The organism is Pseudomonas sp. HMSC063H08 (assembly GCF_001813645.1).
Lineage (GTDB): Bacteria > Pseudomonadota > Gammaproteobacteria > Pseudomonadales > Pseudomonadaceae > Pseudomonas > Pseudomonas aeruginosa.
In genome coordinates, this window is sequence record NZ_KV813620.1 from 92,008 (window position 1) to 116,156 (window position 24,149).

Consider the following 24,149-nt stretch of genomic DNA (forward strand, 5'->3'; position numbering starts at 1 on the left):
TGGGCTAGCTGCTGAGATCGCGGTGGCGAATCTGCACGTTCTTCAGGGAATCCCTGAGTGCAGCGCCAATCCGCTCGGCGAGGTAGACCGAACGATGGTGCCCGCCGGTACAGCCTATCGCAACTGTTACATATGAGCGGTTACTGGCGGCGAAGCGCGGCAGCCATTTGTTCAGGTAGCCGACGATGTCCTGGTACATTTCCTCGACGTCCGGCTGGGCGGCCAGATACTCGCGGACTTCCGGCTCCAGCCCCGAATGATCGCGCAACTCGGGCTTCCAGTAGGGGTTCGGCAGGCAGCGCACATCGAACACCAGGTCGGCGTCGACTGGCATGCCGCGCTTGAAGCCAAAGGATTCGACGAGGAACGCGGTGCCGGGTTCCGGCTTGTTCAACAGGCGCAGTTTGATGGTGTCGCGCAACTGATAGAGGTTGAGGCTGGTGGTGTCCAGCTTCAGGTCGGCGAGGTCGGCGATCGGTCCGAGCAATTGGCTCTCGTCGCCAATCGCCTCCGCCAGCGAACGGGTGTCGGTGGTCAGCGGGTGGCGCCGGCGGGTTTCCGAGAATCGTTTGAGCAGCGTCTCGTCGTCGGCGTCGAGATATAGCACATCGCAGTTGATGTGGTTGTCTCGCACTTCCTGCAACAGTTCGGGGAAGCGCTGCAACTGGCTGGGCAGGTTGCGGGCGTCGATCGACACCGCCACCTGTGGCTGCAGTAGCTCCGTGTGCAACAGGGCGCGCTGCGCCAGGTCGGGAAGCAGGCTGGCGGGAAGGTTGTCGATGCAATAGAAGCCGTTGTCTTCGAGGACGTTCAGGGCGGTGCTCTTGCCCGAGCCCGAGCGGCCACTGACGATGATCAGGCGCATGTCATTGCCCGTTCTGTACGTCTACCACGATCTGATAAAGCGCTTCGGCAGTGGGAGCGCTGCGCAGGCGGTCGCGTACGTCGGCACGGTCGAGCATGGCGGCGATCTGCCGGAGCAGTTCGAGATGTTCTTCGGTCGCGGCCTCCGGTACCAGCAGGACGAAGAGCAGGTCGACCGGCGCGCCGTCCAGCGCGTCGAAGTCCACGGGAGCATCCAGGTGCAGCACGGCGCTGATGGGGCTCTGGCAGCCAGACAGGCGGCAGTGCGGAATGGCGATGCCATTGCCGAAGCCGGTGGAGCCGAGTTTTTCCCGGGCCACCAGGTTTTCGAAGATGGTCTGGGCGTCGAACTCCGGCAGCTCCCTGGCTACCAGGTTGGCGATTTGTTCGAGTACGCGTTTCTTGCTGCCGCCCGGCACGTTCACGAGGGAACGGCCGGGGGTCAGGATTTGCTCAAGTCGGATCATAGGGGAGGGGAGATCAGCGGGCGCCTACGCCTTGCTGCCGTTCGAGATACTTCTCTTTGTGTTTGATCAGTTGACGGTCGAGTTTGTCGATCAGCAGGTCGATGGCCGCGTACATGTCCTCATGTTCCGCATTGGCTACGATCTCGCCACCGGCGATGCGCAGGGTAGCTTCGATCTTCTGCTTCAGTTTCTCGACCTCCATGATCACCTGAACATTGGTGATCTTGTCGAAATGGCGCTCCAGACGGCTCAGTTTCTCGCCGACATAGTCGCGCAGGGCGTCGGTCACATCCAGTTGATGGCCACTGATGTTGACTTGCATACCGCGTTCTCCTTGTTGCCCGTGTGTAAGTGGCAGGTTAGCAACCTGCCTCCGGAACACCTTGGCGTGGATCAACGTCACACCAGTCGCTTGCGCTCGCTCGAAGGGGCTATGCCCAGGGATTCGCGGTATTTGGCGACGGTGCGGCGAGCCACTTGAATGCCCTGTGCCTCCAGTAAACCAGCGATCTTGCTGTCGCTCAATGGCTTTTTCGCATTTTCCGCGGCCACCAGTTTCTTGATGATCGCGCGGATCGCGGTGGACGAGCATTCCCCGCCTTCGGCGGTACTGACGTGACTTGAAAAGAAATATTTCAGCTCGAAAATGCCGCGCGGCGTATGCATGTATTTCTGCGTGGTGACCCGCGAAATGGTCGATTCGTGCATGCCCACCGCTTCGGCGATGTCATGCAGGACCAGCGGCTTCATGGCTTCTTCGCCGTAGTCGAGGAAACCGCGCTGGTGCTCGACGATCTGGGTGGCGACCTTCATCAGCGTTTCGTTGCGGCTCTGCAGGCTCTTGATGAACCAGCGGGCTTCCTGCAACTGGTTGCGCATGAAGGTATTGTCGGCGCTGCTGTCGGCGCGGCGGACCATGCCGGCGTAGGTGGCGTTGACGCGCAGGCGCGGCATCGCCTCCTGGTTCAGCTCGACCAGCCAGCGCTCGTTGTCCTTGCGCACGATGACGTCGGGGACGATGTATTCGGCTTCGCTCGATTCGATCTGCGAACCGGGCCGGGGATGCAGGCACTGGATCAGCTCGATGACCTGGCGCAGTTCGTCTTCCTTGAGCTTCATGCGCCGCATCAATTGGCTGTAGTCGCGGCCGCCGAGCAGGTCGAGGTAGTCGGATACCAGGCGCAGCGCTTCGTTCAGCCAGGGCGTGGTGGACGGCAACTGGCGCAGTTGCAGCAGCAGGCACTCGCGCAGGTTGCGGGCGCCGATGCCGGCGGGTTCCAGTTGCTGGATGCGGCGCAGCACGACTTCCACTTCGTCGAGCTCGACGTCCAGTTCCGGATCGATGGCGGCGAGGATTTCTTCGAGGGACTCTTCGAGGTAGCCATCGTTGTTGATGCTATCGATGATGGTCACCGCGATCATCCGATCGGTGTCCGACATCGGTGCCAGGTTGACCTGCCAGAGCAGGTGGCTGTGCAGGCTCTCGCCGCTGCTGGTGCGCGCGGTGAAGTCCCATTCGTCATCGTCGTTGCTGGGCAGGCTGCTGGCGCTGGTCTGGTAGATGTCTTCCCAGGCGGTATCCACCGGCAACTCGCTGGGTATGCGTTCGCTCCACTGGTCGTCGTCGAGGCTTTCGACGCTGGGCGTGGCGCTTTCCTGGAGGGGGGGCTCCTGGGGCGCGCTGGCCGCCTGTTCGGCGCCATCGGCGAGGGGGTCGCTGTTGTCGAAATCGTCGCCGTCTTCCTGGCGTTCGAGCATGGGATTGGATTCCAGCGCTTCCTGGATTTCCTGCTGGAGGTCCAGGGTGGATAGCTGGAGGAGGCGTATGGCCTGTTGCAGCTGCGGCGTCATCGTCAGCTGCTGGCCCATCTTGAGGACTAGCGATGGTTTCATGGCTGAGGGCTTAGTACCTTATTCGCTGGTACCGGATGGCACCATCCACTACTACGGGTGCCGAGGTGGCGGCACCGCCAGGAAGCAAATTATATGCCTGAATTTTCGTACTTTGCCTAGGGTTGCTCTGAATAAATCATCCGCTCCAGGCGGCACTCGTGGTTGCGAAACCGCGGGCGAGCGGAACCGCTCCGGCGAGGCCGGAGGGCGCGCTAGGAGATTTCTTCAGAGGCGGAACTCGTGCCCCAGGTAGACTTCCTTGACCAGGTCGTTGGCGAGGATGCTCTCGGCATCCCCCTCCGCGATCAACTGCCCATCATTGACGATATACGCCGTTTCACAGATGTCCAGGGTCTCGCGGACGTTGTGGTCGGTGATGAGGATGCCGATACCCTTCGCCTTGAGGTGATGGATGATCTGCTTGATGTCGCCGACCGAGATCGGGTCCACGCCGGCGAAGGGCTCGTCGAGGAGGATGAATTTCGGCGCGCTGGCCAGGGCGCGGGCGATTTCCACCCGGCGTCGTTCGCCGCCGGACAGGCTCATGCCGAGGTTGTCGCGGATGTGGTGGATGTGGAATTCCTGCAGCAGGCCTTCCAGGGCTTCCTTGCGACCGTTGCGATCGAGGTCGCTGCGGGTCTCGAGGATCGCCATGATGTTGTCGGATACCGACAACTTGCGGAAGATCGAGGCTTCCTGCGGCAGGTAGCCGATGCCGGCCCGGGCGCGCCCGTGCATCGGCAGGTGGGTGACGTTCTGCTCGTCGATGCGGACCACGCCCTGGTCGGCCTGGACCAGGCCGACGATCATGTAGAAGCAGGTGGTCTTGCCGGCACCGTTCGGACCGAGCAGGCCGACGATCTGCCCGCTATCGATGGACATGCTGACGTCGCGGACGACTTGCCGGCCTTTATAGCTTTTGGCCAGGTGCTGGGCTTTGAGCGTTGCCATTACTGGGCCTTTTTCTTCGGCTGGATGACCATGTCGATGCGCGGGCGCGGGCTGGTCACCTGGGAGCCGGTGGCACGACCCGCGTTGACGATCTGGCGCTGGGTGTCGTAGACGATCTTCTCGCCTTCGAAGGTGTTGCCTTCCTGGATCACCTTGGCCTGGTCGATCAGCACGACCCGGTTCTGCGTGACGAAGTACTGGATGGTCAGGCCATAGGCCTTGGTCACGTCCTTGTCCGGAGCGGGTTTCTGCTCGTAGTAGGCAGGCTTGCCGACCGAGGTCACGACCTCGATGTCGCCGTTCTTGTCCTGCTTCAGGGTCACGGTGTTGCCGGTCAGCTTGGTGCTGCCCTGGGTCACCACGACGTCGCCGCGGTAGACCGCGACGCCCTGCTTGTCGTCCAGTTCGGCGCTGTCGGCCTGGACGCGGATCGGTTGTTCGCGGTCCGAAGGCAGGGCCAAGGCCATGGAGCTGCCGAGGGCGGCAGTCAGACCGAAAATAAGGGGGAGGGTATTAACGAACCTCATGCTGACCTCTTACGTTGGACAGCAGGTGCATCCGGCTGTCTTTCAGATACGCTTTCATTCCAACAGCCGTCGTCACTCCATTGGCCGCGTCGATTTTAACGGCTTGCTCGGTCTGTGCATAATTCTTGTCGGGGAATACGGTCAGCCGAGTGGTGGTCAGGATGCTTGGTTGGCCCTTGGCATCGGTACGTGCGACGCGCACGTCGTCGATGAGTTCGACCTCCTTGCCTTTCGGTCCGACTTCGGCGCGGGCGCTCTGGATGTGCCAGGGTTGCACGTTGCCACGGAAGAGCAGCAGGTCGGGGGTGGTGACGAAAGTGATGTCCGTGGCTTTCTGGTGCTCCAGCTTCACCGCGGTCATCTCGTAGTCGAGGCTGCCGTCCTCCTGGTACTGGAGGCTATGGGCATTCTCGGCATAGTAGTCGATGGTGTTGTCCTGGCCGGGGCGGGTCGGCTGTTCGTTGAACAGCTCGAGCCCGACGTTCCAGTAGTAGCCCGCGACGATCAGCAACAGGGCGATCAGGGCGAGCAGCAGTTTCTGGCGTAGTGTCTTCGGCATGGTCGGCTCTACAGATAGGCGCCCTGGGCGGCTTCGAGCGTACCCTGGGCGCGCATGATCAGTTCGCAGAACTCGCGGGCGGCGCCTTCGCCGCCGCGGGCCGCGGTGACGCCATGGGCATGCTGGCGCACGAACGGGTCGGCACTGGCTACCGCCATGCCCAGGCCGACGCGGCGGATCACCGGCAGATCGGGCAGGTCGTCGCCAAGGTAGGCGACTTGCTCATAGCCTAGTCCGAGTTCGCCGAGAAGTTCGTCGAGGACGGCGAGCTTGTCTTCCCGGCCCTGATAGAGGTGCTGGATGCCCAGGTTGCGCGCGCGCCGTTCGACCACCGGAGTGTCGCGGCCGGTGATGATGGCGGTGCGCACGCCGGAGGCGATGAGCATCTTGATGCCATGTCCGTCCAGGGTATTGAAGGTCTTGAACTCGCTGCCGTCGACGAGGAAATACAGCTTGCCGTCGGTCAGCACGCCGTCGACGTCGAAGATCGCCAGGCGTATCCGGCGGGCCCGGTCCGGGAGTTCCGCGGCCGAATGGGTATCGCTCATTACATCACTCCTGCGCGCAACAGGTCGTGCATGTTCAGGGCGCCGACCGGACGGTCGTCCGCGTCGACCACCACCAGTGCGCCGATCTTGTTGTCTTCCATGATCTTCAGGGCTTCCGCGGCGAGAATCTCGGCGCGGACGGTCTTGCCGTGGACGGTCATCACCTGGTCGATGGTGACCTGGCGGACGTCGATGCCCCGATCCAGGGCGCGACGCAGGTCGCCATCGGTGAAAATGCCGGCAAGCTTGCCGTGTTCGTCGAGCACTACGGTCATGCCCAGGCCCTTGCGGGTCATTTCCATCAGCGCGCCGGTCAGCGAGGTGCCGAGCAGCACCTGCGGCAGCCCTTCGCCGACGTGCATGACGTCTTCCACCTTCAGCAGCAGTCGGCGGCCCAGCGCACCGCCCGGGTGCGAGAAGGCGAAGTCTTCCGCGGTAAAGCCGCGAGCTTCGAGCAGGGCGATCGCCAGGGCGTCGCCGAGGACCAGGGTTACGGTGGTGGAGGAGGTCGGGGCCAGGTTCAGTGGACAGGCTTCCTGGCCGACACTGGCGTCCAGGTTCACTTCCGCAGCCTTGGCCAGGGGCGACTCGGGGTTGCCGGTCATGCTGATCAGGGTGATGCCCAGGCGCTTGATCAGAGGCAACAGGGTGACGATTTCGGCAGTCGAGCCGGAGTTGGACAGGGCGAGGACCACGTCGTCCTTGGTGATCATGCCCATGTCGCCGTGGCTGGCCTCGGCCGGATGCACGAAGAAGGAGGGGGTGCCGGTGCTGGCCAGGGTAGCGGCGATCTTCTTGCCGACGTGGCCGGACTTGCCCATGCCGACGACGACGACCCGGCCCTTGCCGGCCAGCAGCAGTTCGCAGGCCTTGACGAAATCGTCGCCAATCCGCGCCAGCAGGCTGTCTACCGCGTCGCGCTCGAGGCCGATGGTGCGCTGGGCGGAATGGATGAAATCGAGGTTCTGGCTCATGTTCAACGAATGTGGCGCCTGGATTAAAGGCGGGATTATAACGGGAAAGCGTGTCCCGCTTACACCAGCCATGCTGTGAAGTCGGTCCGCATCCCCCGCGGCGCAATGTTGTATGGACTGCAATGCTCTGTTACGCCGCCGTTATCTGCACTCCGCGCTATGACTGCATAAATGTCGATATATTCGACGTCGACGCGATTTTTTTCTGTCCGTAGTGAACCTGAAGTGTGCGATATGTCCTAAAGGGCTGAAAGAACGCTCCGAACAAGCTGAATCCAAGCTGAACGGCACGGTGCCAGGCCTTGGGCCAGAACCCGCCGCAGTGCTATAGTCCGCGCCCATTCGACCCCTCCCGGATGCGTGCCTTTGCAACGGGGCAAGGCGTCCAGCATGGACGGGTCGCATCGCAAGGAGTCCTGATGAGCACCGATAGTGCCTACGCGGTCGAGTTGAAGGGCCTGACCTTCAAGCGCGGATCGCGGGCGATTTTCGACAACATCGATGTGCGTATCCCGCGCGGAAAGGTGACCGGCATCATGGGCCCGTCCGGTTGCGGCAAGACCACGTTGCTGCGGCTGATCGCCTCCCAGTTGCGTCCTTCGAAGGGGGAGGTCTGGGTCAACGGGCAGAACCTGCCGCAGCTTTCGCGCGGCGACCTGTTCGACATGCGCAAGCAGTTCGGCGTGCTGTTCCAGAGTGGGGCGCTGTTCACCGATCTCGACGTATTCGAGAACGTCGCGTTTCCGCTGCGCGTGCATACCCAGCTGCCGGAAGAGATGATCCGCGACATCGTCCTGATGAAGCTTCAGGCCGTCGGCCTGCGCGGCGCCGTGGAACTGATGCCGGACGAGCTTTCCGGCGGCATGAAGCGCCGCGTCGCCCTGGCCCGGGCGATCGCCCTGGACCCGCAGATCCTGCTCTACGACGAGCCGTTCGTGGGGCAGGATCCGATCGCCATGGGCGTCCTGGTGCGCCTGATCCGCCTGCTCAACGATGCCCTCGGCATCACCAGCATCGTGGTTTCCCATGACCTGGCCGAGACCGCCAGCATCGCCGACTACATCTATATCGTCGGCGACGGCCGGGTACTTGGCCACGGGACGCCGGACGTCCTCAAGGAAACCGACGATCCTCGTATCCGCCAGTTCGTCAAGGGAATCCCGGATGGTCCCGTTCCGTTCCATTATCCGGCCCGCGACTACCGGGCCGACCTGCTGGGAGAGCGCTGATGCGTAGAGTCTCTCCCCTCGAGCGTATCCGCCTGTTCGGCCGCGCCGGCCTGGACGTGGTCGCCGCGCTCGGCCGCTCGACCCTGTTCCTCGGCCACGCCCTGCTCGGCCGGCGCACGCCAGGCACCGGGTTGCACCTGCTGGTGAAGCAACTCTACTCGGTAGGCGTGCTGTCGCTGGCGATCATCGTCGTCTCGGGCCTGTTCATTGGCATGGTGCTGGCCCTGCAGGGCTACAACATCCTGATTTCCTATGGTTCCGAGCAGGCGGTCGGGCAGATGGTGGCCCTGACCCTGCTGCGCGAACTGGGGCCGGTGGTGACCGGCCTGCTGTTCGCCGGCCGTGCCGGCTCTGCGCTTACCGCGGAAATCGGCAACATGAAGGCCACCGAACAGCTTTCCAGCCTGGAAATGATCGGTGTCGACCCGCTCAAGTACATCGTCGCGCCGCGCCTGTGGGCCGGTTTCATCTCCATGCCGCTGCTCGCCGCGATCTTCAGCGTGGTCGGCATCTGGGGCGGGGCGATGGTCGCGGTCGACTGGCTGGGCGTATACGAGGGGTCGTTCTGGGCGAACATGCAGAACAGCGTGCAGTTCACCGAGGATGTGCTCAACGGCGTGATCAAAAGTATCGTATTCGCCTTCGTGGTGACCTGGATCGCGGTCTACCAAGGCTACGACTGCGAGCCGACCTCGGAAGGAATCAGCCGGGCGACGACTCGGACCGTGGTCTATGCCTCCCTGGCGGTGCTGGGGCTCGACTTCATTCTGACTGCTTTGATGTTTGGAGATTTCTGAATGCAAACCCGCACCCTGGAAATCGGTGTCGGCCTGTTCCTCCTGGCCGGCCTGCTGGCCCTGTTGCTGCTGGCCCTGCGGGTCAGCGGCCTGAGCGTGGGCAACGCCGGCGATACCTACAAGGTCTACGCCTACTTCGACAACATCGCCGGTGTTACCGTGCGCGGCAAGGTCACCCTGGCCGGCGTGACGATCGGCAAGGTGACGGCGGTCGACCTGGATCGCGACAGCTACACTGGTCGCGTGACCATGGAGATCAACCAGAACGTGAACAACCTGCCGGTCGATTCCACGGCGTCGATCCTGACCGCCGGCCTGCTGGGCGAGAAATACATCGGCATCAGCGTCGGCGGCGACGAGGACGTTCTGAAGGACGGCAGCACCATCCACGACACCCAGTCGGCGCTGGTGCTGGAAGACCTGATCGGCAAGTTCCTGCTGAACTCGGTTAACAAAGACGAAGCCAAAAAGTGAGGTTTTCTTCCATGCTGACTCTTCTGCGTCGCGGCCTGCTGGTGTTCCTGGCGGCTTTCCCGCTGCTTTCCATGGCGGCGCCGACCCCGCAACAGGTGGTGCAGGGCACGGTCGACGAACTGCTTTCCGACATCAAGGCCAACAAGGCCGCCTACAAGGCCGATCCGCAAAAGCTCTACGCCACTCTCGACCGTATCCTCGGGCCGGTGGTCGATGCCGAGGGCATCGCCAAGAGCGTGATGACCGTCAAGTATTCGCGCCAGGCCTCACCCGAGCAGATCAAGCGCTTCGAGGAAGTGTTCAAGAACAGCCTGATGCAGTTCTACGGCAACGCGCTGCTCGAATACGACAACCAGGACATCCGCGTGCTGCCTAGCTCGGCCAAGCCGAGCGACGATCGCGCCAGCGTCAACATGGAGATCCGTGACAGCAAGGGCACGGTCTACCCGGTCTCCTACACCATGACCAACCTGGCCGGTGGCTGGAAGGTCCGCAACGTGATCATCAACGGCATCAACATCGGCAAGCTGTTCCGCGACCAGTTCGCCGACACCATGCAGAAGAACCGAAACGACCTCGAGAAGACCATCGCCGGCTGGGGCGAGGTGGTCGCCAAGGCCAAGGAAACCGCGAAAGCGGAAGAGGCCGGGGCGAAATGAGCCAGGCCAGCCTGCGCGAAGGCGCGGCCGGCGAACTGCAGCTCGCCGGCGTGCTCGACTACAGCAGCGGGCCGGCGTTGCGCGAGCAGGGCGGTCGGCTGATCCGCGCCAGCCAGGCGGCGGAACTGGTCGTCGACTGCTCGGCGGTGGAGCGCTCCAGCAGCGTGGGCATTTCCCTGTTGCTGGCCTTCATGCGCGACGCACGCAAGGCCGGCAAGGTCCTGAGCGTCAGGGCCTTGCCGGACGACATGCGGGAGATTGCCAAGGTCAGCAGCCTTCTGGAGATCCTGCCTTTGCAGGAATGACCGGCCGGCGGAACGAGCGGCCCTCCGTCTGCGCGTCCCTTCCTGGGGTTCGCAGGCGGAGGGCTTTTTTGTATGATGGCCGACCGTGCGCGTAGGGCGCCCGATTGAGGTTGAGCATGCAGGCCGAAGACGTTAAGAGCCTTCTCCAGGAAAAACTCCCCGGCACCCAGGTGGAAGTCGAGGGCGAAGGGTGCAATTTCCAACTGAATCTGATCAGCGACGAACTGGCCGGCCAGAGCCCGGTCAAGCGTCAGCAGCAGGTCTACGCCCATTTGAACGCCTGGATCGCCGATGGCAGCATCCATGCCGTCACCATGAAATTCTTCAGCCGCGCCGCCTGGGCCGAGCGTTCCTGAGCCCACGGGGGATCATTGCAATGGATAAACTGATTATTACCGGCGGTAACCGCCTCGATGGCGAAATCCGCATTTCCGGCGCGAAGAACTCGGCGCTGCCGATCCTGGCCGCGACCCTGCTGGCCGATACTCCGGTCACCGTCTGCAACCTGCCGCACCTGCACGACATTACCACCATGATCGAACTGTTCGGCCGCATGGGCGTGCAGCCGATCATCGACGAGAAGCTCAACGTCGAAGTCGACGCCAGCAGCATCAAGACCCTGGTCGCGCCGTACGAACTGGTGAAGACCATGCGTGCCTCGATCCTGGTGCTGGGTCCGATGCTGGCGCGCTTCGGCGAGGCCGAAGTGGCCCTGCCGGGCGGTTGCGCGATCGGTTCGCGTCCGGTCGACCTGCATATCCGCGGTCTCGAGGCCATGGGCGCGCAGATCGAGGTCGAAGGCGGCTACATCAAGGCCAAGGCGCCCGCCGGCGGCCTGCGTGGCGGTCACTTCTTCTTCGATACCGTCAGCGTGACCGGCACCGAGAACCTGATGATGGCCGCCGCGCTGGCCAACGGCCGCACCGTGCTGCAGAACGCCGCTCGCGAGCCGGAGGTGGTCGACCTGGCCAACTGCCTGAACGCCATGGGCGCCAACGTCCAGGGCGCTGGCTCCGATACCATCGTCATCGAAGGCGTGAAGCGCCTCGGCGGCGCTCGCTACGACGTACTGCCCGACCGTATCGAGACCGGCACCTACCTGGTGGCCGCGGCCGCGACCGGCGGCCGGGTGAAGTTGAAGGATACCGATCCGACCATCCTCGAGGCGGTCCTGCAGAAGCTGGAAGAGGCCGGTGCTCACATCAGCACCGGCAGCAACTGGATCGAGCTGGACATGAAGGGCAACCGGCCGAAGGCGGTCAACGTGCGTACCGCGCCGTACCCGGCGTTCCCCACCGACATGCAGGCCCAGTTCATCTCCATGAACGCGGTTGCCGAAGGCACCGGCGCGGTCATCGAGACGGTCTTCGAGAACCGCTTCATGCATGTTTACGAAATGAACCGCATGGGTGCGCAGATCCTCGTCGAAGGCAACACCGCCATCGTCACCGGCGTACCCAAGCTCAAGGGCGCTCCGGTCATGGCGACCGACCTGCGCGCATCCGCGAGCCTGGTGATCGCCGGCCTGGTGGCCGAGGGCGACACCCTGATCGATCGCATCTACCACATCGACCGTGGCTACGAGTGCATCGAAGAGAAACTCCAGCTGCTCGGCGCCAAGATCCGCCGCGTACCGGGCTAGCGGAGGCTGTCGCGCAAATGCTGACCATCGCCTTGTCCAAGGGCCGGATTCTCGACGATACCCTGCCGCTGCTCGCAGCGGCGGGCATCGTGCCGTCGGAGAACCCGGACAAGAGCCGCAAGCTGATCATCCCGACGTCCCTGCCCGATGTGCGCCTGCTCATCGTGCGCGCCACCGACGTGCCGACCTATGTCGAGCATGGCGCCGCCGATCTCGGCGTGGCCGGCAAGGACGTGCTGATGGAGTACGGCGGCCAGGGACTCTACGAACCGCTGGACCTGCGTATCGCCAACTGCAAGCTGATGACCGCCGGCGCCATTGGCGCGCCTGAACCCAAGGGACGCCTGCGGGTGGCCACCAAGTTCGTCAATGTCGCCAAGCGCTACTACGCCGAGCAGGGCCGCCAGGTCGACGTGATCAAGCTGTACGGCTCGATGGAGCTGGCGCCGCTGGTCGGTCTCGCCGACAAGATCATCGACGTCGTGGATACCGGCAACACCCTGCGCGCCAACGGCCTGGAGCCCCAGGAACTGATCGCCACGATCAGCTCGCGCCTGGTGGTCAACAAGGCCTCGATGAAGATGCAGCACGGTCGCATCCAGTCGCTGATCGATACCCTGCGCGACGCCGTCGAGGCGCGACACCGTCACTGATACCCGTGCGGCTCCGCGCCGCACCTGCCTATCCGTGTCATAGCCAAATTTTCTCGGGTGCCCGCACGGTGGGCTTGGTAGTCTAGCGGCGCCCGAGACAACGCCATCCATAAAAGAGGCTCGCTATGACCGCTCCCTTCGCTATCCGTCGACTCAATGCCGCTGATCCGGACTTCGGGCGTCATCTGGATCATCTGCTGAGCTGGGAAAGTGTCTCCGACGATTCGGTCAACCAGCGCGTCCTCGACATCATCGCCGCCGTACGCAGCCGTGGCGACGCCGCCGTGGTCGAGTTCACCCAGCGCTTCGACGGTCTCCAGGCCGCCTCGATGGCCGACCTGATCCTGCCGCGCGAGCGCCTGGAGCTGGCTCTCACCCGTATCACCGTAGCCCAGCGCGAAGCCCTGGAAGTCGCCGCCGAGCGCGTGCGCAGCTACCACGAGAAGCAGAAGCAGGGTTCCTGGCGCTACACCGAGGCCGACGGCACGGTGCTCGGCCAGCAGGTCACTCCTCTGGATCGCGCCGGGCTCTATGTGCCGGGCGGCAAGGCGTCCTACCCGTCCTCGGTGCTGATGAACGCGATCCCGGCCAAGGTCGCCGGGGTGTCCGAAGTGGTCATGGTCGTACCGACCCCGCGCGGCGAGATCAACGAGATCGTCCTCGCCGCCGCCTGCATCGCCGGTGTCGACCGTGTCTTCACCATCGGCGGGGCACAGGCCGTGGCCGCGTTGGCCTACGGCACCGAAAGCGTGCCGCGGGTGGACAAGATCGTCGGCCCCGGCAACATCTACGTGGCCACCGCCAAGCGTCACGTGTTCGGCCAGGTCGGCATCGACATGATCGCCGGTCCCTCGGAAATCCTCGTGGTCTGCGATGGCCAGACCGATCCCGACTGGATCGCCATGGACCTGTTCTCCCAGGCCGAACACGACGAAGACGCCCAGTCGATCCTGGTCAGTCCGGACGCGGCGTTCCTGGACCGCGTCGCGGACAGCATCGCTCGCCTGCTGCCGACCATGGAGCGCGCCGAGATCATCCGCACCTCCCTGGAGGGGCGCGGCGCGCTGATCCAGGTCGCCGACCAGGCCCAGGCCTGTGCGGTGGCCAACCGCATCGCCCCGGAACACCTGGAGCTGTCGGTGGCCGATCCGGAAAGCTGGCTGCCGGAGATCCGCCATGCCGGCGCGATCTTCATGGGCCGCTACACTGCCGAGGCCCTGGGCGACTACTGCGCCGGCCCGAACCACGTGCTGCCGACCTCCGGTACCGCGCGTTTCTCTTCGCCGCTGGGGGTATATGACTTCCAGAAGCGTTCGTCGATCATCAACTGCTCGGCCGAGGGCGCTTCGGTCCTCGGTCGCACCGCTTCGGTGCTGGCTCGCGGCGAGTCGTTGACCGCCCACGCGCGCAGCGCCGAATACCGCATCCTCGACGAGAAGGAGGCCTGAGCATGAGCAAATTCTGGAGTCCCTTCGTCAAGGACCTGGTGCCTTATGTGCCGGGCGAGCAGCCGAAGCTGTCGCGGCTGGTCAAGCTGAACACCAACGAGAATCCCTACGGTCCGTCGCCACAGGCGCTCGCCGCGATGCAGGCGGAACTCAACGACGACCTGCGCCTGTATCCCGATCCCAACGGCGAGCGGTTGAAGCAGGCGGTCGCCGCGCACTACGGCGTACAGGCCAACCAGGTGTTCGTCGGCAACGGCTCCGACGAGGTGCTGGCGCACATTTTCCATGGCCTGTTCCAACACGACCTGCCGCTGCTGTTCCCGGACGTGACCTACAGCTTCTACCCGGTCTATTGCGGCCTGTACGGGATCGCGCACGAGAAGATCGCGCTGGATGAAAGGTTCCGCATCCGCGTCGAAGACTACGCGCGGCCCAACGGCGGGATCATCTTCCCCAATCCGAACGCGCCGACCGGCTGCCTGCTGCCGCTGGACGCCATCGAAGCGATGCTGAAGGCGTCGCCGGATTCGGTGGTAGTGGTCGACGAGGCCTATGTCGACTTCGGTGGCGAGAGCGCCATCGCCCTGGTCGATCGCTACCCGAACCTGCTGGTCACCCAGACGCTGTCCAAGTCGCGCTCCCTGGCCGGCCTGCGGGTCGGCCTGGCGGTCGGCCATGCCGATCTGGTCGAGGCGCTGGAGCGGATCAAGAACAGCTTCAATTCCTATCCGCTGGATCGCCTGGCGATCGCCGGCGCGGCGGCGGCTTTCGAGGACGACGCCTATTTCCGTCGGACCTGCCAGGCAGTGATCGATAGCCGCGAGGCGTTGAGCGCCTCTTTGCAGGCGCTGGGCTTCGAGGTGCTACCGTCGGCCGCCAACTTCGTATTCGCCCGTCATCCGCAGCATGATGCCGGGCAGATTGCCTCGACCCTGCGCGAGCAGGGAGTGATCGTCCGCCATTTCAAGCAGGCGCGGATCGACCAGTTCCTGCGTATCACCATCGGCAGTCCGGAGCAGAACCAGGCGCTACTGGACGCCCTGCACTTCCTCAAGTGATACGAAAACGGCGCCCGAGGGCGCCGTTTTCAATGGCGGGGATCACTCGCCGCCGTCCTGTTTCTGCTGTGGAGCCGGTGCCGGCGGCGGACGCAGGCCGACCTCGGCGGTCAGGTTGACCTTCTGTCCGTTGCGCAGCACCACGATGCTGATCTTCTGTCCCGGACGGGTGCGCGCCACCTGGTTCATCGAGCGGCGGCCGTCGCTGGCTTCCTGCTTGTCGATGGTCAGGATCACGTCGCCCGGCAGCAGGCCGCCGCGCGCCGCCGGACCGTCGCGATAGACGCCGGCGACGACGATCCCTGCGGTTTCGCCGAGGCCCAGGGACTCCGCCAGTTCCGGGGTCAGCGCCTTGACCTCGACGCCGAGCCAGCCGCGGATCACCTGGCCGTGCTCGATGATCGACTGCATGACCTCCAGGGCCAGCTTGGTCGGGATGGCGAAGCCGATACCCTGGGAGCCGCCGGACTTGGAGAAGATCGCCGTGTTGATGCCGATCAGGTTGCCGGCAGCGTCCACCAGCGCGCCGCCGGAGTTACCGGGGTTGATCGCCGCGTCGGTCTGGATGAAGTCTTCGTAGGTGTTCAGGCCGAGCTGGTTGCGTCCGGTGGCGCTGATGATGCCCATGGTCACGGTCTGGCCGACGCCGAACGGGTTGCCGATGGCGAGGCAGACGTCGCCGGTGCGAATGCCGTCGGAGCGGCCGAGGGTCATCGCCGGCAGGTTCTTAAGGTCGATCTTCAGCACGGCCAGGTCGGTTTCCGGGTCGCTGCCGACCAACTGGGCGATGGTCTCGCGGCCGTCGCGCAAGGCCACGATGATCTGGTCGGCGCCAGCGGTCACGTGGTTGTTGGTCAGCAGGTAGCCTTCCGCGCTCATGATCACCGCCGAGCCGAGGCTCGATTCCATGCGCTTCTGTTGCGGCAGGTTGTCGCCGAAGAAGCGGCGGAACATCGGGTCGTCGAACAATGGGTGGGAGGGCTTGCTGACCATCTTGGTGGTGTACAGGTTGGCCACTGCCGGAGCCGCCCGGCTCACCGCATTGGCATAGGACACCGGGCCTTCCTGCAGGCGGCTGAGCAGAGGCGCTTGCTCGACGTGCACCTCCTGGCGTGGCAGGCCGACCAGCTCGGGGTTGCGCTGGATGATCAGCAGGGCCAGCAGCACGCCGACCAGCACGGGCCAGCCGAGGAAACGCAGGGCCTTGGGCATCGGGACAATCCTTGGGGTTGCGAGGCCGAAAAGCGGCCGATAAGGTGGCGCCCATTATAGGGGGAAGCCGTCCATTAGAGGAGCGGCGCGCCCTGCCTGAATGAAGAGGAATTTGCATGGCTATCGCCCTGAGCACCCTGGTCGAAGAGGCCGACCGTTATCTGGATGCCGCGCGCATCCAGGACTACTGCCCGAACGGCCTGCAGGTCGAGGGCCGGCCGCAGGTGCGGCGGATCGTCAGCGGGGTCACTGCCAGCCAGGCGCTGCTGGATGCCGTCGTGGAGGCCGACGCCGACGTGGTGCTGGTGCATCACGGCTACTTCTGGAAGGGTGAGAATCCCTGCGTGGTCGGCATGAAGCAACGGCGCCTGAAGACCCTGCTGAACAACGATATCAGTCTGCTCGCTTACCACCTGCCGCTGGATCTGCATCCGGAGGTGGGCAACAACGTGCAGCTCGCCCGGCAGCTCGGCTTCGAAGTGGAAGGGCCGTTGGAGCCGGGCAACCCGCGTTCCATCGTCCTCCTCGGTTCGCTTGCCGAGCCGATGCAGCCTGCCGATTTCGCTCGGCATGTGCGCGATGCGCTGGGGCGCGAGCCGCTGCTGGTCGACGCCGGCCAGCCGATCCGACGCATCGCCTGGTGCACCGGCGGCGCCCAGGGTTATATCGACCAGGCGATCGCCGCCGGCGTCGATGCCTACCTGACCGGCGAGGTTTCCGAGCAGACCGTGCACAGCGCGCGGGAGAACGGCATCAGCTTCATCGCCGCCGGACACCATGCCACCGAGCGCTACGGGGTACAGGCGCTGGGCGACTACCTGGGCAAGCGCTTCGCCATCGAGCACTTGTTCATCGATTGTCCTAATCCTGCCTGACGACGGAGCGGTGACGTACCCGGTCGACCTCCTTGCCCAGTTCCCAGACAGCCATCGCGTAGTGGGTGCTGTGGTTGTAGCGGGTGATCACGTAGAAGTTCGGCAAGCCGTACCAGTACTGGTAGTTCCTGCCCATGTCCAGGCGCAGCAGGCTGGCTTGCCGGTGGCCGCCGAGCGGACCCTGCGGGCGTAGTCCGGCGGAAGCGAGCACGTCCAGCGGGTACAGCGTCTTGAAGCCATCCTCCAGCGAGGGCGCCCGGCCGCTGGCGGGAACCGCCACGCGATCGCCGTTGACCCAGCCGTGCTGCTTGAAATAGTTGGCGACGCTGCCGATCGCGTCACGCGGATTCCACAGGTCGATATGCCCATCGCCGTCGAAGTCCACCGCGTACTTGGTGAATGAAGACGGCATGAACTGGCCGTAGCCCATGGCGCCGGCATAGGAACCGCGCAGGGCCAGCGGATCGGCACCTTCCTTGCGAGCCTGGAGGAGGAATTGCTCCAGCTCGCCGCTGAAGAACTCCGCGCGGCGAGGGTAGGAGAAGGACAGGGTGGACAGCGCATCGATGATCCGCGTCTTGCCCATCACCCGCCCCCAGCGGGTTTCCACGCCGATGATGCCGACGATGATCTCCGGCGGCACGCCGTAGATGCGCGACGCCCGTTGCAGGTCGGCTTCGTATTGGTCCCAGAACAGCACGCCGTTCTGCACGTTGCCCGGCGTGACGAACTTCTTCCGGTAGCGCAGCCAGGCGCCGTTCGGTCCGCTGGGTGGGGTATAGGTCGGGGCTTGCCGGTCCATCAGGCGGATCACCCAGTCCAGGCGCTGGGTCTGGGCGAACAGGTCGTGCAGTTGCTGGCGGTTGAAGCCGTGCTGGCTGACCATCCTGTCGATGAAGCGCTGTGCCGCCGGATTGTTCGCGTAATCGCCGCGCAGCGGCAGTATCGGTTGCACCGACTGGCGTACGGGGCGGGGGGAAATGACGGTGCGGGCCTGGGGTTTGGCGGCGGGTTTCGGTGGTGGCGTCGGTTCGCTGCTGCATGCTGAGACCAGAAGGAACAGGGGCAGGGCGAGGGCGGTACGGCGCATCTGGGGTCTTCTTGGCGGAATGACGATGCCCGCTATGCTAGCGCAGTGCCGCTGGCGTACAAGTCGAGCCGCCGAAAGGGGGGCGGACCGTCTGCTCGCTGTCGCGGCGACGGCTTTGTCCGGTCCGGGACGATGCCGTCTCAGCTTTGTCCGCCCGGTCTGCGAAACGCCCCTGGAAAACCTCTCGACGCCAGTGTTTTCGCCGGCTGCGAGGTTGAGCGCTGATGGCTATATGGGTATATTTTTTCGGTATAAATGGCGAATCTTTTAGAGCCTTGCGCTGTGATAGAGTGCGCGTTCGTCTACGGCCCGACGGCCGTCCATAAGCAATTCCGTGAGTAGCCATGGTCGACAAACTGACGCACCTGAAACAGCTGGAGGCGGAAAGCATCCACATCATCCGCGAGGTGGCCGCCGAGTTCGATAACCCGGTGATGCTGTACTCGATCGGCAAGGATTCCGCGGTCATGCTGCACCTGGCCCGCAAGGCCTTCTTCCCCGGCAAGCTGCCCTTCCCGGTGATGCACGTGGACACCCGCTGGAAATTCCAGGAGATGTACAGGTTCCGCGATCGGATGGTCGAGGAAATGGGCCTGGACCTGATCACCCACGTCAACCCGGACGGCGTCGCCCAGGGCATCAACCCGTTCACCCACGGCAGCGCCAAGCACACCGATGTGATGAAGACCGAGGGACTCAAGCAGGCCCTGGACAAGTACGGTTTCGACGCTGCCTTCGGCGGTGCGCGCCGCGACGAGGAGAAGTCGCGGGCCAAGGAACGGGTCTATTCGTTCCGCGACAGCAAGCACCGCTGGGACCCGAAGAACCAGCGTCCCGAGCTGTGGAACATCTACAACGGCAAGGTGAAGAAGGGCGAGTCGATCCGCGTCTTCCCGCTGTCCAACTGGACCGAGCTGGACATCTGGCAATACATCTACCTGGAAGGCATCCCGATCGTCCCGCTGTACTTCGCCGCCGAGCGCGAGGTTATCGAGAAGAACGGCACGCTGATCATGATCGACGACGAGCGCATCCTCGAGCATCTCTCTGACGAAGAGAAAGCCCGCATCGAGAAGCGCATGGTGCGCTTCCGTACCCTCGGCTGCTACCCGCTCACCGGCGCGGTCGAGTCCAGCGCCACCACGCTGCCGGAAATCATCCAGGAAATGCTCCTGACGCGTACTTCCGAACGCCAGGGCCGGGTCATCGACCATGACCAGGCCGGTTCGATGGAAGAAAAGAAACGTCAGGGCTATTTCTGAGGGTACGCAGCATGTCTCATCAATCCGATCTGATCAGCGAGGACATCCTCGCCTACCTGGGGCAGCACGAACGCAAGGAACTGCTGCGCTTCCTTACCTGCGGCAACGTCGATGACGGCAAGAGCACCCTGATCGGGCGCCTGCTGCATGACTCCAAGATGATCTACGAGGATCACCTCGAGGCCATCACCCGCGACTCGAAGAAAGTCGGCACCACGGGCGACGACGTCGACCTGGCGCTGCTGGTCGACGGCCTGCAGGCCGAGCGCGAGCAGGGCATCACCATCGACGTGGCGTACCGCTACTTCAGCACCGCCAAGCGCAAGTTCATCATCGCCGACACGCCCGGTCATGAGCAGTACACCCGCAACATGGCCACCGGTGCCTCGACCTGCGACCTGGCGATCATCCTGATCGATGCCCGCTACGGCGTGCAGACCCAGACCCGCCGGCACAGTTTCATCGCGTCCCTGCTGGGCATCCGGCATATCGTGGTCGCCATCAACAAGATGGACCTGAAGGACTTCGACCAGGGTGTCTTCGAACAGATCAAGGCCGACTACCTGGCCTTTGCCGAGAAGATCGGTCTGAAGACCAGTTCGCTGCACTTCGTGCCGATGTCGGCGCTCAAGGGCGACAACGTGGTCAACAAGTCCGAGCGTTCGCCCTGGTACGCCGGCCAGTCGCTGATGGAAATCCTCGAAACCGTCGAGATCGCAGCCGACCGCAACCTCGATGACATGCGCTTCCCGGTGCAGTACGTGAACCGGCCGAACCTGAACTTCCGCGGTTTCGCCGGCACCCTGGCCAGCGGCGTGGTGCGCAAGGGCGACGAGGTGGTGGCCTTGCCGTCGGGCAAGGGCAGCAAGGTGAAATCCATCGTCACCTTCGAGGGCGAACTGGAGCAGGCCGGTCCCGGCCAGGCCGTCACCCTGACCCTGGAAGACGAGATCGACGTTTCCCGCGGCGACATGCTGGTGCATGCCGACAATCGCCCGCTGGTCACCGACGGCTTCGATGCCATGCTGGTGTGGATGGCCGAGGAGCCGATGCTTCCGGGCAAGAAGTACGATATCAAGCGCGCTACCAGCTATGTGCCGGGTTCGATTCCGAGCATCGTCCACAAGGTGGACGTGAATACCCTGGAGCGGACCCCGGGCAGCGAGCTGAAGCTGAACGAGATCGCCAGGGTCAAGGTCAGCCTGGACGCGCCCATCGCGCTCGATGGCTATGAGCAGAACCGCACCACCGGCGCCTTCATCGTCATCGATCGCCTGACCAACGGCACCGTTGGCGCCGGCATGATCGTCTCCGCTCCGCCGGCGGCCCATGGCAGCAGCGCGCATCACGGTTCGAATGCCCATGTGACGCGCGAGGAGCGTGCCGGCCGCTTCGGCCAGCAGCCGGCGACCGTACTGTTCAGCGGCCTCTCCGGCGCCGGCAAGAGCACCCTGGCCTACGCCGTGGAGCGCAAGCTGTTCGATATGGGCCGCGCGGTCTACGTGCTGGACGGGCAGAACCTGCGCCACGACCTGAACAAGGGGTTGCCGCAGGACCGCGCCGGGCGCACCGAGAACTGGCTGCGTACCGCCCATGTCGCCAAGCAGTTCAACGAGGCCGGGTTGATCAGCCTCTGCGCCTTCGTCGCGCCGAGCGCGGAAGGGCGCGAGCAGGCCAGGGCGCTGATCGGCGCCGAGCGCCTGATCACCGTCTATGTGCAGGCGTCGCCGCAGGTCTGCCGCGAGCGCGATCCCCAGGGGCTGTATGCGGCGGGCGAGGACAATATCCCCGGCGAGTCCTTCCCCTACGACGTGCCGCTGGATGCCGACCTGGTGATCGATACCCAGTCGCTGAGCGTCGAGGACGGCGTGAAGCAGGTGCTCGACCTGTTGCGCGAACGCCAGGCGATCTGATCGTCTCGCAGCCATGAAAAAGCCCCGCGGATGCGGGGCTTTTTCATGGGCGTCGGCAGGTTCGCGCAGCGCGTCAGTACTTGCCTTTCAGGCCGTAGGTGGCGTCGAGGGTGCCGGGGCTGTCCGGGCTCTTCGGCGCATAGTCCTTCGGCACTTCGCCGGAGGCCGGCGGAGTCAGGCGCTCGCGGCGCTCGGCCGGGTAGGCCTCGTCGGCATGCAGCGCGGCCAGCAGGCGCTGGCGGGTCTGTTCGTCCAGGGCCAGACGCTGGGCGCCGTCGGAGAGGTGCTCCTGCACGTCCTGGTAGCTCTGGGTCAGCTTCTTCACGAGGCTGGCGGTGGTGTTGAAATGGGTCACGACTTCGCGCTGATAGCTGTCGAAGCGGTCCTGCAGGTCGTCCATCTGGCGTTGCACCTTGTTCGGCGCGGCGTTGGGCAGCAGGCGGGCGATCAGAAAACCGATGGCGACCCCGGCGACCAGGGCGAGGGCCGGCAGCAGCCAGGCGGTGAGCGACTGTTCCACGCGAATCCTTCCTCTATAGACGGCTTTGCTTTACGTTAACGGCTTGAGTCCGAGCTGTATACCACGGCACGCGAGTAAGTGCCTGTGTCGCTTGGAGTAATCTGCTAGACGAGTCGACCCGAGCCGGGGTCACGGAGTTCCTGTTTGTCTACCCGCGAAATCCCTGTATCCATCGATGGCCCCTGCGGGCCGCTGGAAGCCCTGCACCTCGATCTGCCCGATGCCCGCGGCATCGCCCTGGTCTGCCATCCGCACCCGCTGTTCGCCGGCACCATGCAGAACAAGGTGGTCGCCACTCTGCAACGCAGCGCCCGCGATGCCGGCCTGGCGACCCTGCGTTTCAACTTCCGTGGCGTTGGCCAGAGCGCCGGCAGCTATGGCGAGGGGATCGGCGAGATCGACGACGCCGAGGCCGCCGCGCGCTGGTTGCTGGCACGCCATCCGGGGCTGCCGCTGACACTGATGGGCTTTTCCTTCGGCTCCTGCGTCGCCGGCAATCTGGCGGGTCGCCTGGAAGCGGAGGGCGTCGGGCTGGCGCGGCTGTTCATGATCGCGCCGCCGGTGGAGCGCTTCGCGGTCAGCCTGCCTGCGCGCTGCCCGCTGACCGTGGTGCAGCCGGAGGATGACGACGTGGTCACGCCGGCCGCGGTATATGCCTGGAGCGAGTCCCTGGCACGACCGCACGAGCTGTTGCGGGTGGCGGAAAGCGGACATTTCTTCCATGGCAAGCTGATCGATCTGAAGGACCTGTTGCTGCCACGCCTGCAGGACTGACGTTGTCGCGCCGGCCCTGCTACCATCCGGCGCGCCATTCTTTTCTTTGCCTGACATCTGGTATCGCATGACTACTCGTATCCTGACCGGCATCACTCCTACCGGCACTCCGCACCTGGGCAACTACGCCGGCGCCATCCGCCCGGCGATCCTCGCCAGCCGTCGGAGCGACGTGGATTCGTTCTACTTCCTGGCGGACTACCACGCCTTGATCAAGTGCGACGATCCCGCTCGTATCCAGCGCTCGCGCCTGGAAATCGCCGCGACCTGGCTGGCCGGCGGCCTGGACGTCGAGCGTGCGACCTTCTACCGGCAGTCGGACATCCCCGAGATTCCCGAGCTGACCTGGTTGCTCACCTGCGTCAGTGCCAAGGGTCTGCTCAACCGCGCGCATGCCTACAAGGCCGCGGTGGACCGCAATGTCGAGGCTGGCGAAGACCCGGACGCCGGCGTGACCATGGGCCTCTACAGCTATCCGGTGCTGATGGCCGCGGACATCCTGATGTTCAACGCGCACAAGATCCCGGTCGGCCGCGACCAGGTGCAGCACGTGGAGATGGCCCGCGACATCGGCCAGCGTTTCAACCACCTGTTCGGCAACGGCCGCGAGTTCTTCGTCCTGCCCGAAGCGGTGATCGAGGAAAACGTCGCCACCCTGCCGGGCCTGGACGGGCGCAAGATGTCCAAGAGCTACGACAACACCATCCCGCTGTTCAGCCCGTCCAGGCAGCTCAAGGACGCCATCGCACGCATCGTCACCGACTCGCGCGCGCCGGGCGAGCCGAAGGACCCGGACAGTTCGCACCTGTTCCTTCTTTACTCGGCCTTCGCCAGTGCCGAACAGGTCGCCGCGTTCCGCCAGGAACTGCTCGACGGCCTGGCCTGGGGCGAAGCCAAGCAGCGCCTGTTCCAGTTGCTCGACAACGAACTGGGCGAGGCTCGCGAGCGTTACCAGGCGCTGATCGCCAAGCCCGACGATATCGAGGACATTCTCCTCGCCGGCGCCGCCAAGGCGCGCCGCATCGCCACCCCATTCATCGCCGAGTTGCGCGAGGCAGTCGGCCTGCGCTCACTGCGCGAGCCGCTGAAAAGTACCGAGAGCGGCAAGAAGAAGGCCGCCAAGGCTGCGCGCCTGGTCAGCTTCCGCGACGACGACGGCAGCTTCCGCTTCCGCCTGCTGGACGCCGCCGGCGAACAGCTGCTGCTGTCCCGCGCCTTCGCCGACGGCAAGGCCGCCGGTGCGGTGAGCAAGCGCCTGCTGGCTGGCGAGACTGCTGACCTGCGGGCCGAGGGCAATGCCTTTGGCCTGTGGCTGGATGGCGAGGCGGTGGCGCAGAGCCCGGCCTTCGCCAACGCCGCCGCCCGTGACGCCGCCATCGAGCGCACCCGCGAAGCGCTGGCACCGCAGGAGTAGGCAGCCCCGGTACATCCTCGACGGATGGCCGATTGCCAAGA

Annotated in this window: 27 protein-coding genes; 15 read left to right on the forward strand and 12 right to left on the reverse strand. The window is 64.5% G+C overall.

The window, feature by feature from the left end; translation table 11 throughout:
* Positions 1–4: 4 nt before the first annotated feature.
* The 9 genes from rapZ to kdsD form a co-directional block, all read right to left on the reverse strand.
* The gene (gene rapZ, locus HMPREF2924_RS30950) at positions 5–865 is read right to left on the reverse strand and encodes an RNase adapter RapZ (protein WP_003094361.1); all 861 of its coding nucleotides are present in this window, start codon (positions 863–865) and stop codon (positions 5–7) included.
* 1 nt (position 866) lies between these two features.
* On the reverse strand, positions 867–1,331 hold the full coding sequence (ptsN, locus tag HMPREF2924_RS30955; protein ID WP_003098853.1) for a PTS IIA-like nitrogen regulatory protein PtsN: 465 nt from the start codon (positions 1,329–1,331) through the stop codon (positions 867–869).
* A 13-nt stretch (positions 1,332–1,344) separates the two neighbouring features.
* Entirely contained in the window at positions 1,345–1,653 is a 309-nt protein-coding gene (gene hpf / locus HMPREF2924_RS30960) for a ribosome hibernation-promoting factor, HPF/YfiA family (protein ID WP_003094359.1), read from the reverse strand.
* A gap of 77 nt (positions 1,654–1,730) precedes the next feature.
* Positions 1,731–3,224 carry an RNA polymerase factor sigma-54 gene (locus HMPREF2924_RS30965; RefSeq protein ID WP_003134760.1) on the reverse strand — a complete coding sequence of 498 codons (1,494 nt, stop codon included), beginning with the start codon at positions 3,222–3,224 and terminating at the stop codon, positions 1,731–1,733.
* A 225-nt stretch (positions 3,225–3,449) separates the two neighbouring features.
* Entirely contained in the window at positions 3,450–4,175 is a 726-nt protein-coding gene (gene lptB / locus HMPREF2924_RS30970) for an LPS export ABC transporter ATP-binding protein (protein ID WP_003094355.1), read from the reverse strand.
* Positions 4,175–4,702, reverse strand: coding sequence for a lipopolysaccharide transport periplasmic protein LptA (gene lptA, locus HMPREF2924_RS30975; RefSeq protein WP_003120916.1), 528 nt, complete (start codon positions 4,700–4,702; stop codon positions 4,175–4,177). Before lptA ends, lptB begins: the two co-directional genes overlap by 1 nt.
* Positions 4,689–5,261 (reverse strand): LPS export ABC transporter periplasmic protein LptC, encoded by a 573-nt coding sequence (gene lptC, locus HMPREF2924_RS30980; protein WP_003094353.1) that lies wholly within the window; start codon positions 5,259–5,261, stop codon positions 4,689–4,691. The genes lptA and lptC overlap by 14 nt, the downstream gene beginning before the upstream one ends.
* An 8-nt stretch (positions 5,262–5,269) precedes the next feature.
* Positions 5,270–5,809: a KdsC family phosphatase gene (locus tag HMPREF2924_RS30985; RefSeq protein WP_003134759.1), complete on the reverse strand. Its 540-nt coding sequence runs from the start codon at positions 5,807–5,809 to the stop codon at positions 5,270–5,272.
* Complete coding sequence (kdsD, locus tag HMPREF2924_RS30990) at positions 5,809–6,789, reverse strand: arabinose-5-phosphate isomerase KdsD (protein ID WP_003134758.1); 981 nt, start codon at positions 6,787–6,789, stop codon at positions 5,809–5,811. Before kdsD ends, HMPREF2924_RS30985 begins: the two co-directional genes overlap by 1 nt.
* 413 nt (positions 6,790–7,202) lie before the next feature.
* Here kdsD and HMPREF2924_RS30995 point away from each other — a divergent pair, with 413 nt between their 5' ends.
* The 10 genes from HMPREF2924_RS30995 to hisC all read left to right on the forward strand — a co-directional run bounded on the left by HMPREF2924_RS30995 (position 7,203) and on the right by hisC (position 15,048).
* Positions 7,203–8,012 carry an ATP-binding cassette domain-containing protein gene (locus HMPREF2924_RS30995; RefSeq protein WP_003094343.1) on the forward strand — a complete coding sequence of 270 codons (810 nt, stop codon included), beginning with the start codon at positions 7,203–7,205 and terminating at the stop codon, positions 8,010–8,012.
* Positions 8,012–8,809 carry a lipid asymmetry maintenance ABC transporter permease subunit MlaE gene (gene mlaE, locus HMPREF2924_RS31000; protein ID WP_003094341.1) on the forward strand — a complete coding sequence of 266 codons (798 nt, stop codon included), beginning with the start codon at positions 8,012–8,014 and terminating at the stop codon, positions 8,807–8,809. The genes HMPREF2924_RS30995 and mlaE overlap by 1 nt, the downstream gene beginning before the upstream one ends.
* Positions 8,810–9,283: an outer membrane lipid asymmetry maintenance protein MlaD gene (gene mlaD / locus HMPREF2924_RS31005; RefSeq protein WP_003094339.1), complete on the forward strand. Its 474-nt coding sequence runs from the start codon at positions 8,810–8,812 to the stop codon at positions 9,281–9,283.
* An 11-nt stretch (positions 9,284–9,294) separates the two neighbouring features.
* Positions 9,295–9,942 carry an MlaC/ttg2D family ABC transporter substrate-binding protein gene (locus tag HMPREF2924_RS31010; protein WP_003094337.1) on the forward strand — a complete coding sequence of 216 codons (648 nt, stop codon included), beginning with the start codon at positions 9,295–9,297 and terminating at the stop codon, positions 9,940–9,942.
* On the forward strand, positions 9,939–10,247 hold the full coding sequence (locus HMPREF2924_RS31015) for an STAS domain-containing protein (protein WP_003094335.1): 309 nt from the start codon (positions 9,939–9,941) through the stop codon (positions 10,245–10,247). Before HMPREF2924_RS31010 ends, HMPREF2924_RS31015 begins: the two co-directional genes overlap by 4 nt.
* A gap of 116 nt (positions 10,248–10,363) precedes the next feature.
* Positions 10,364–10,603: a BolA family protein gene (locus HMPREF2924_RS31020; protein WP_003094334.1), complete on the forward strand. Its 240-nt coding sequence runs from the start codon at positions 10,364–10,366 to the stop codon at positions 10,601–10,603.
* A gap of 20 nt (positions 10,604–10,623) precedes the next feature.
* On the forward strand, positions 10,624–11,889 hold the full coding sequence (gene murA / locus HMPREF2924_RS31025) for a UDP-N-acetylglucosamine 1-carboxyvinyltransferase (protein ID WP_003094332.1): 1,266 nt from the start codon (positions 10,624–10,626) through the stop codon (positions 11,887–11,889).
* 17 nt (positions 11,890–11,906) lie between these two features.
* The gene (gene hisG, locus HMPREF2924_RS31030) at positions 11,907–12,542 is read left to right on the forward strand and encodes an ATP phosphoribosyltransferase (RefSeq protein WP_003094331.1); all 636 of its coding nucleotides are present in this window, start codon (positions 11,907–11,909) and stop codon (positions 12,540–12,542) included.
* Positions 12,543–12,667: 125 nt separating this feature from the next.
* Positions 12,668–13,990 carry a histidinol dehydrogenase gene (gene hisD, locus HMPREF2924_RS31035; RefSeq protein WP_003094326.1) on the forward strand — a complete coding sequence of 441 codons (1,323 nt, stop codon included), beginning with the start codon at positions 12,668–12,670 and terminating at the stop codon, positions 13,988–13,990.
* 2 nt (positions 13,991–13,992) lie between these two features.
* Positions 13,993–15,048, forward strand: a complete 1,056-nt coding sequence (gene hisC, locus HMPREF2924_RS31040; protein WP_003134757.1) for a histidinol-phosphate transaminase — start codon at positions 13,993–13,995, stop codon at positions 15,046–15,048.
* A 42-nt stretch (positions 15,049–15,090) separates the two neighbouring features.
* Here hisC and algW read toward each other — a convergent pair whose 3' ends face one another.
* Complete coding sequence (gene algW, locus HMPREF2924_RS31045; protein WP_003134756.1) at positions 15,091–16,260, reverse strand: Do family serine endopeptidase AlgW; 1,170 nt, start codon at positions 16,258–16,260, stop codon at positions 15,091–15,093.
* A 116-nt stretch (positions 16,261–16,376) separates the two neighbouring features.
* Between algW and HMPREF2924_RS31050 the strand changes: the two genes are divergently transcribed.
* The gene (locus HMPREF2924_RS31050; RefSeq protein WP_003134754.1) at positions 16,377–17,135 is read left to right on the forward strand and encodes a Nif3-like dinuclear metal center hexameric protein; all 759 of its coding nucleotides are present in this window, start codon (positions 16,377–16,379) and stop codon (positions 17,133–17,135) included.
* On the opposite strand, the gene mltB is transcribed toward HMPREF2924_RS31050, so the two are convergent.
* Positions 17,122–18,225: a lytic murein transglycosylase B gene (gene mltB, locus HMPREF2924_RS31055; RefSeq protein ID WP_003134752.1), complete on the reverse strand. Its 1,104-nt coding sequence runs from the start codon at positions 18,223–18,225 to the stop codon at positions 17,122–17,124. The two genes, HMPREF2924_RS31050 and mltB, sit on opposite strands and share 14 nt — an antisense overlap.
* A gap of 344 nt (positions 18,226–18,569) precedes the next feature.
* Here mltB and cysD point away from each other — a divergent pair, with 344 nt between their 5' ends.
* Positions 18,570–19,487, forward strand: a complete 918-nt coding sequence (gene cysD / locus HMPREF2924_RS31060; RefSeq protein WP_003094311.1) for a sulfate adenylyltransferase subunit CysD — start codon at positions 18,570–18,572, stop codon at positions 19,485–19,487.
* Positions 19,488–19,498: 11 nt separating this feature from the next.
* Positions 19,499–21,400 (forward strand): sulfate adenylyltransferase subunit CysN, encoded by a 1,902-nt coding sequence (gene cysN, locus HMPREF2924_RS31065; RefSeq protein WP_003094306.1) that lies wholly within the window; start codon positions 19,499–19,501, stop codon positions 21,398–21,400.
* A 73-nt stretch (positions 21,401–21,473) separates the two neighbouring features.
* Here cysN and HMPREF2924_RS31070 read toward each other — a convergent pair whose 3' ends face one another.
* Complete coding sequence (locus tag HMPREF2924_RS31070) at positions 21,474–21,920, reverse strand: Z-ring associated ZapG family protein (protein ID WP_003094304.1); 447 nt, start codon at positions 21,918–21,920, stop codon at positions 21,474–21,476.
* A 144-nt stretch (positions 21,921–22,064) separates the two neighbouring features.
* Here HMPREF2924_RS31070 and HMPREF2924_RS31075 point away from each other — a divergent pair, with 144 nt between their 5' ends.
* Both HMPREF2924_RS31075 and HMPREF2924_RS31080 read left to right on the forward strand, forming a co-directional pair.
* Positions 22,065–22,694, forward strand: a complete 630-nt coding sequence (locus HMPREF2924_RS31075) for an alpha/beta hydrolase (RefSeq protein ID WP_003094302.1) — start codon at positions 22,065–22,067, stop codon at positions 22,692–22,694.
* Between the two features lie 67 nt (positions 22,695–22,761).
* Positions 22,762–24,108 (forward strand): tryptophan--tRNA ligase, encoded by a 1,347-nt coding sequence (locus HMPREF2924_RS31080; protein WP_003110030.1) that lies wholly within the window; start codon positions 22,762–22,764, stop codon positions 24,106–24,108.
* Positions 24,109–24,149: the final 41 nt, after the last annotated feature.

Bases quoted from the DNA above. Each gene is read 5' to 3' on its own strand.
- HMPREF2924_RS31020 (WP_003094334.1), top strand. From the start codon at position 10,364: ATGCAGGCCGAAGACGTTAAGAGCCTTCTCCAGGAAAAACTCCCCGGC.
- murA (WP_003094332.1), top strand. From the start codon at position 10,624: ATGGATAAACTGATTATTACCGGCGGTAACCGCCTCGATGGCGAAATC.
- cysN (WP_003094306.1), top strand. From the start codon at position 19,499: ATGTCTCATCAATCCGATCTGATCAGCGAGGACATCCTCGCCTACCTG.
- hisD (WP_003094326.1), top strand. From the start codon at position 12,668: ATGACCGCTCCCTTCGCTATCCGTCGACTCAATGCCGCTGATCCGGAC.
- HMPREF2924_RS30965 (WP_003134760.1), bottom strand. From the start codon at position 3,224: ATGAAACCATCGCTAGTCCTCAAGATGGGCCAGCAGCTGACGATGACG.
- HMPREF2924_RS31010 (WP_003094337.1), top strand. From the start codon at position 9,295: ATGCTGACTCTTCTGCGTCGCGGCCTGCTGGTGTTCCTGGCGGCTTTC.
- HMPREF2924_RS31050 (WP_003134754.1), top strand. From the start codon at position 16,377: ATGGCTATCGCCCTGAGCACCCTGGTCGAAGAGGCCGACCGTTATCTG.
- ptsN (WP_003098853.1), bottom strand. From the start codon at position 1,331: ATGATCCGACTTGAGCAAATCCTGACCCCCGGCCGTTCCCTCGTGAAC.
- hpf (WP_003094359.1), bottom strand. From the start codon at position 1,653: ATGCAAGTCAACATCAGTGGCCATCAACTGGATGTGACCGACGCCCTG.
- HMPREF2924_RS31080 (WP_003110030.1), top strand. From the start codon at position 22,762: ATGACTACTCGTATCCTGACCGGCATCACTCCTACCGGCACTCCGCAC.
- rapZ (WP_003094361.1), bottom strand. From the start codon at position 865: ATGCGCCTGATCATCGTCAGTGGCCGCTCGGGCTCGGGCAAGAGCACC.
- HMPREF2924_RS30985 (WP_003134759.1), bottom strand. From the start codon at position 5,809: ATGAGCGATACCCATTCGGCCGCGGAACTCCCGGACCGGGCCCGCCGG.
- mlaE (WP_003094341.1), top strand. From the start codon at position 8,012: ATGCGTAGAGTCTCTCCCCTCGAGCGTATCCGCCTGTTCGGCCGCGCC.
- hisG (WP_003094331.1), top strand. From the start codon at position 11,907: ATGCTGACCATCGCCTTGTCCAAGGGCCGGATTCTCGACGATACCCTG.
- lptC (WP_003094353.1), bottom strand. From the start codon at position 5,261: ATGCCGAAGACACTACGCCAGAAACTGCTGCTCGCCCTGATCGCCCTG.
- HMPREF2924_RS30995 (WP_003094343.1), top strand. From the start codon at position 7,203: ATGAGCACCGATAGTGCCTACGCGGTCGAGTTGAAGGGCCTGACCTTC.
- mlaD (WP_003094339.1), top strand. From the start codon at position 8,810: ATGCAAACCCGCACCCTGGAAATCGGTGTCGGCCTGTTCCTCCTGGCC.
- algW (WP_003134756.1), bottom strand. From the start codon at position 16,260: ATGCCCAAGGCCCTGCGTTTCCTCGGCTGGCCCGTGCTGGTCGGCGTG.
- hisC (WP_003134757.1), top strand. From the start codon at position 13,993: ATGAGCAAATTCTGGAGTCCCTTCGTCAAGGACCTGGTGCCTTATGTG.
- lptB (WP_003094355.1), bottom strand. From the start codon at position 4,175: ATGGCAACGCTCAAAGCCCAGCACCTGGCCAAAAGCTATAAAGGCCGG.
- HMPREF2924_RS31015 (WP_003094335.1), top strand. From the start codon at position 9,939: ATGAGCCAGGCCAGCCTGCGCGAAGGCGCGGCCGGCGAACTGCAGCTC.
- lptA (WP_003120916.1), bottom strand. From the start codon at position 4,702: ATGAGGTTCGTTAATACCCTCCCCCTTATTTTCGGTCTGACTGCCGCC.
- mltB (WP_003134752.1), bottom strand. From the start codon at position 18,225: ATGCGCCGTACCGCCCTCGCCCTGCCCCTGTTCCTTCTGGTCTCAGCA.
- cysD (WP_003094311.1), top strand. From the start codon at position 18,570: ATGGTCGACAAACTGACGCACCTGAAACAGCTGGAGGCGGAAAGCATC.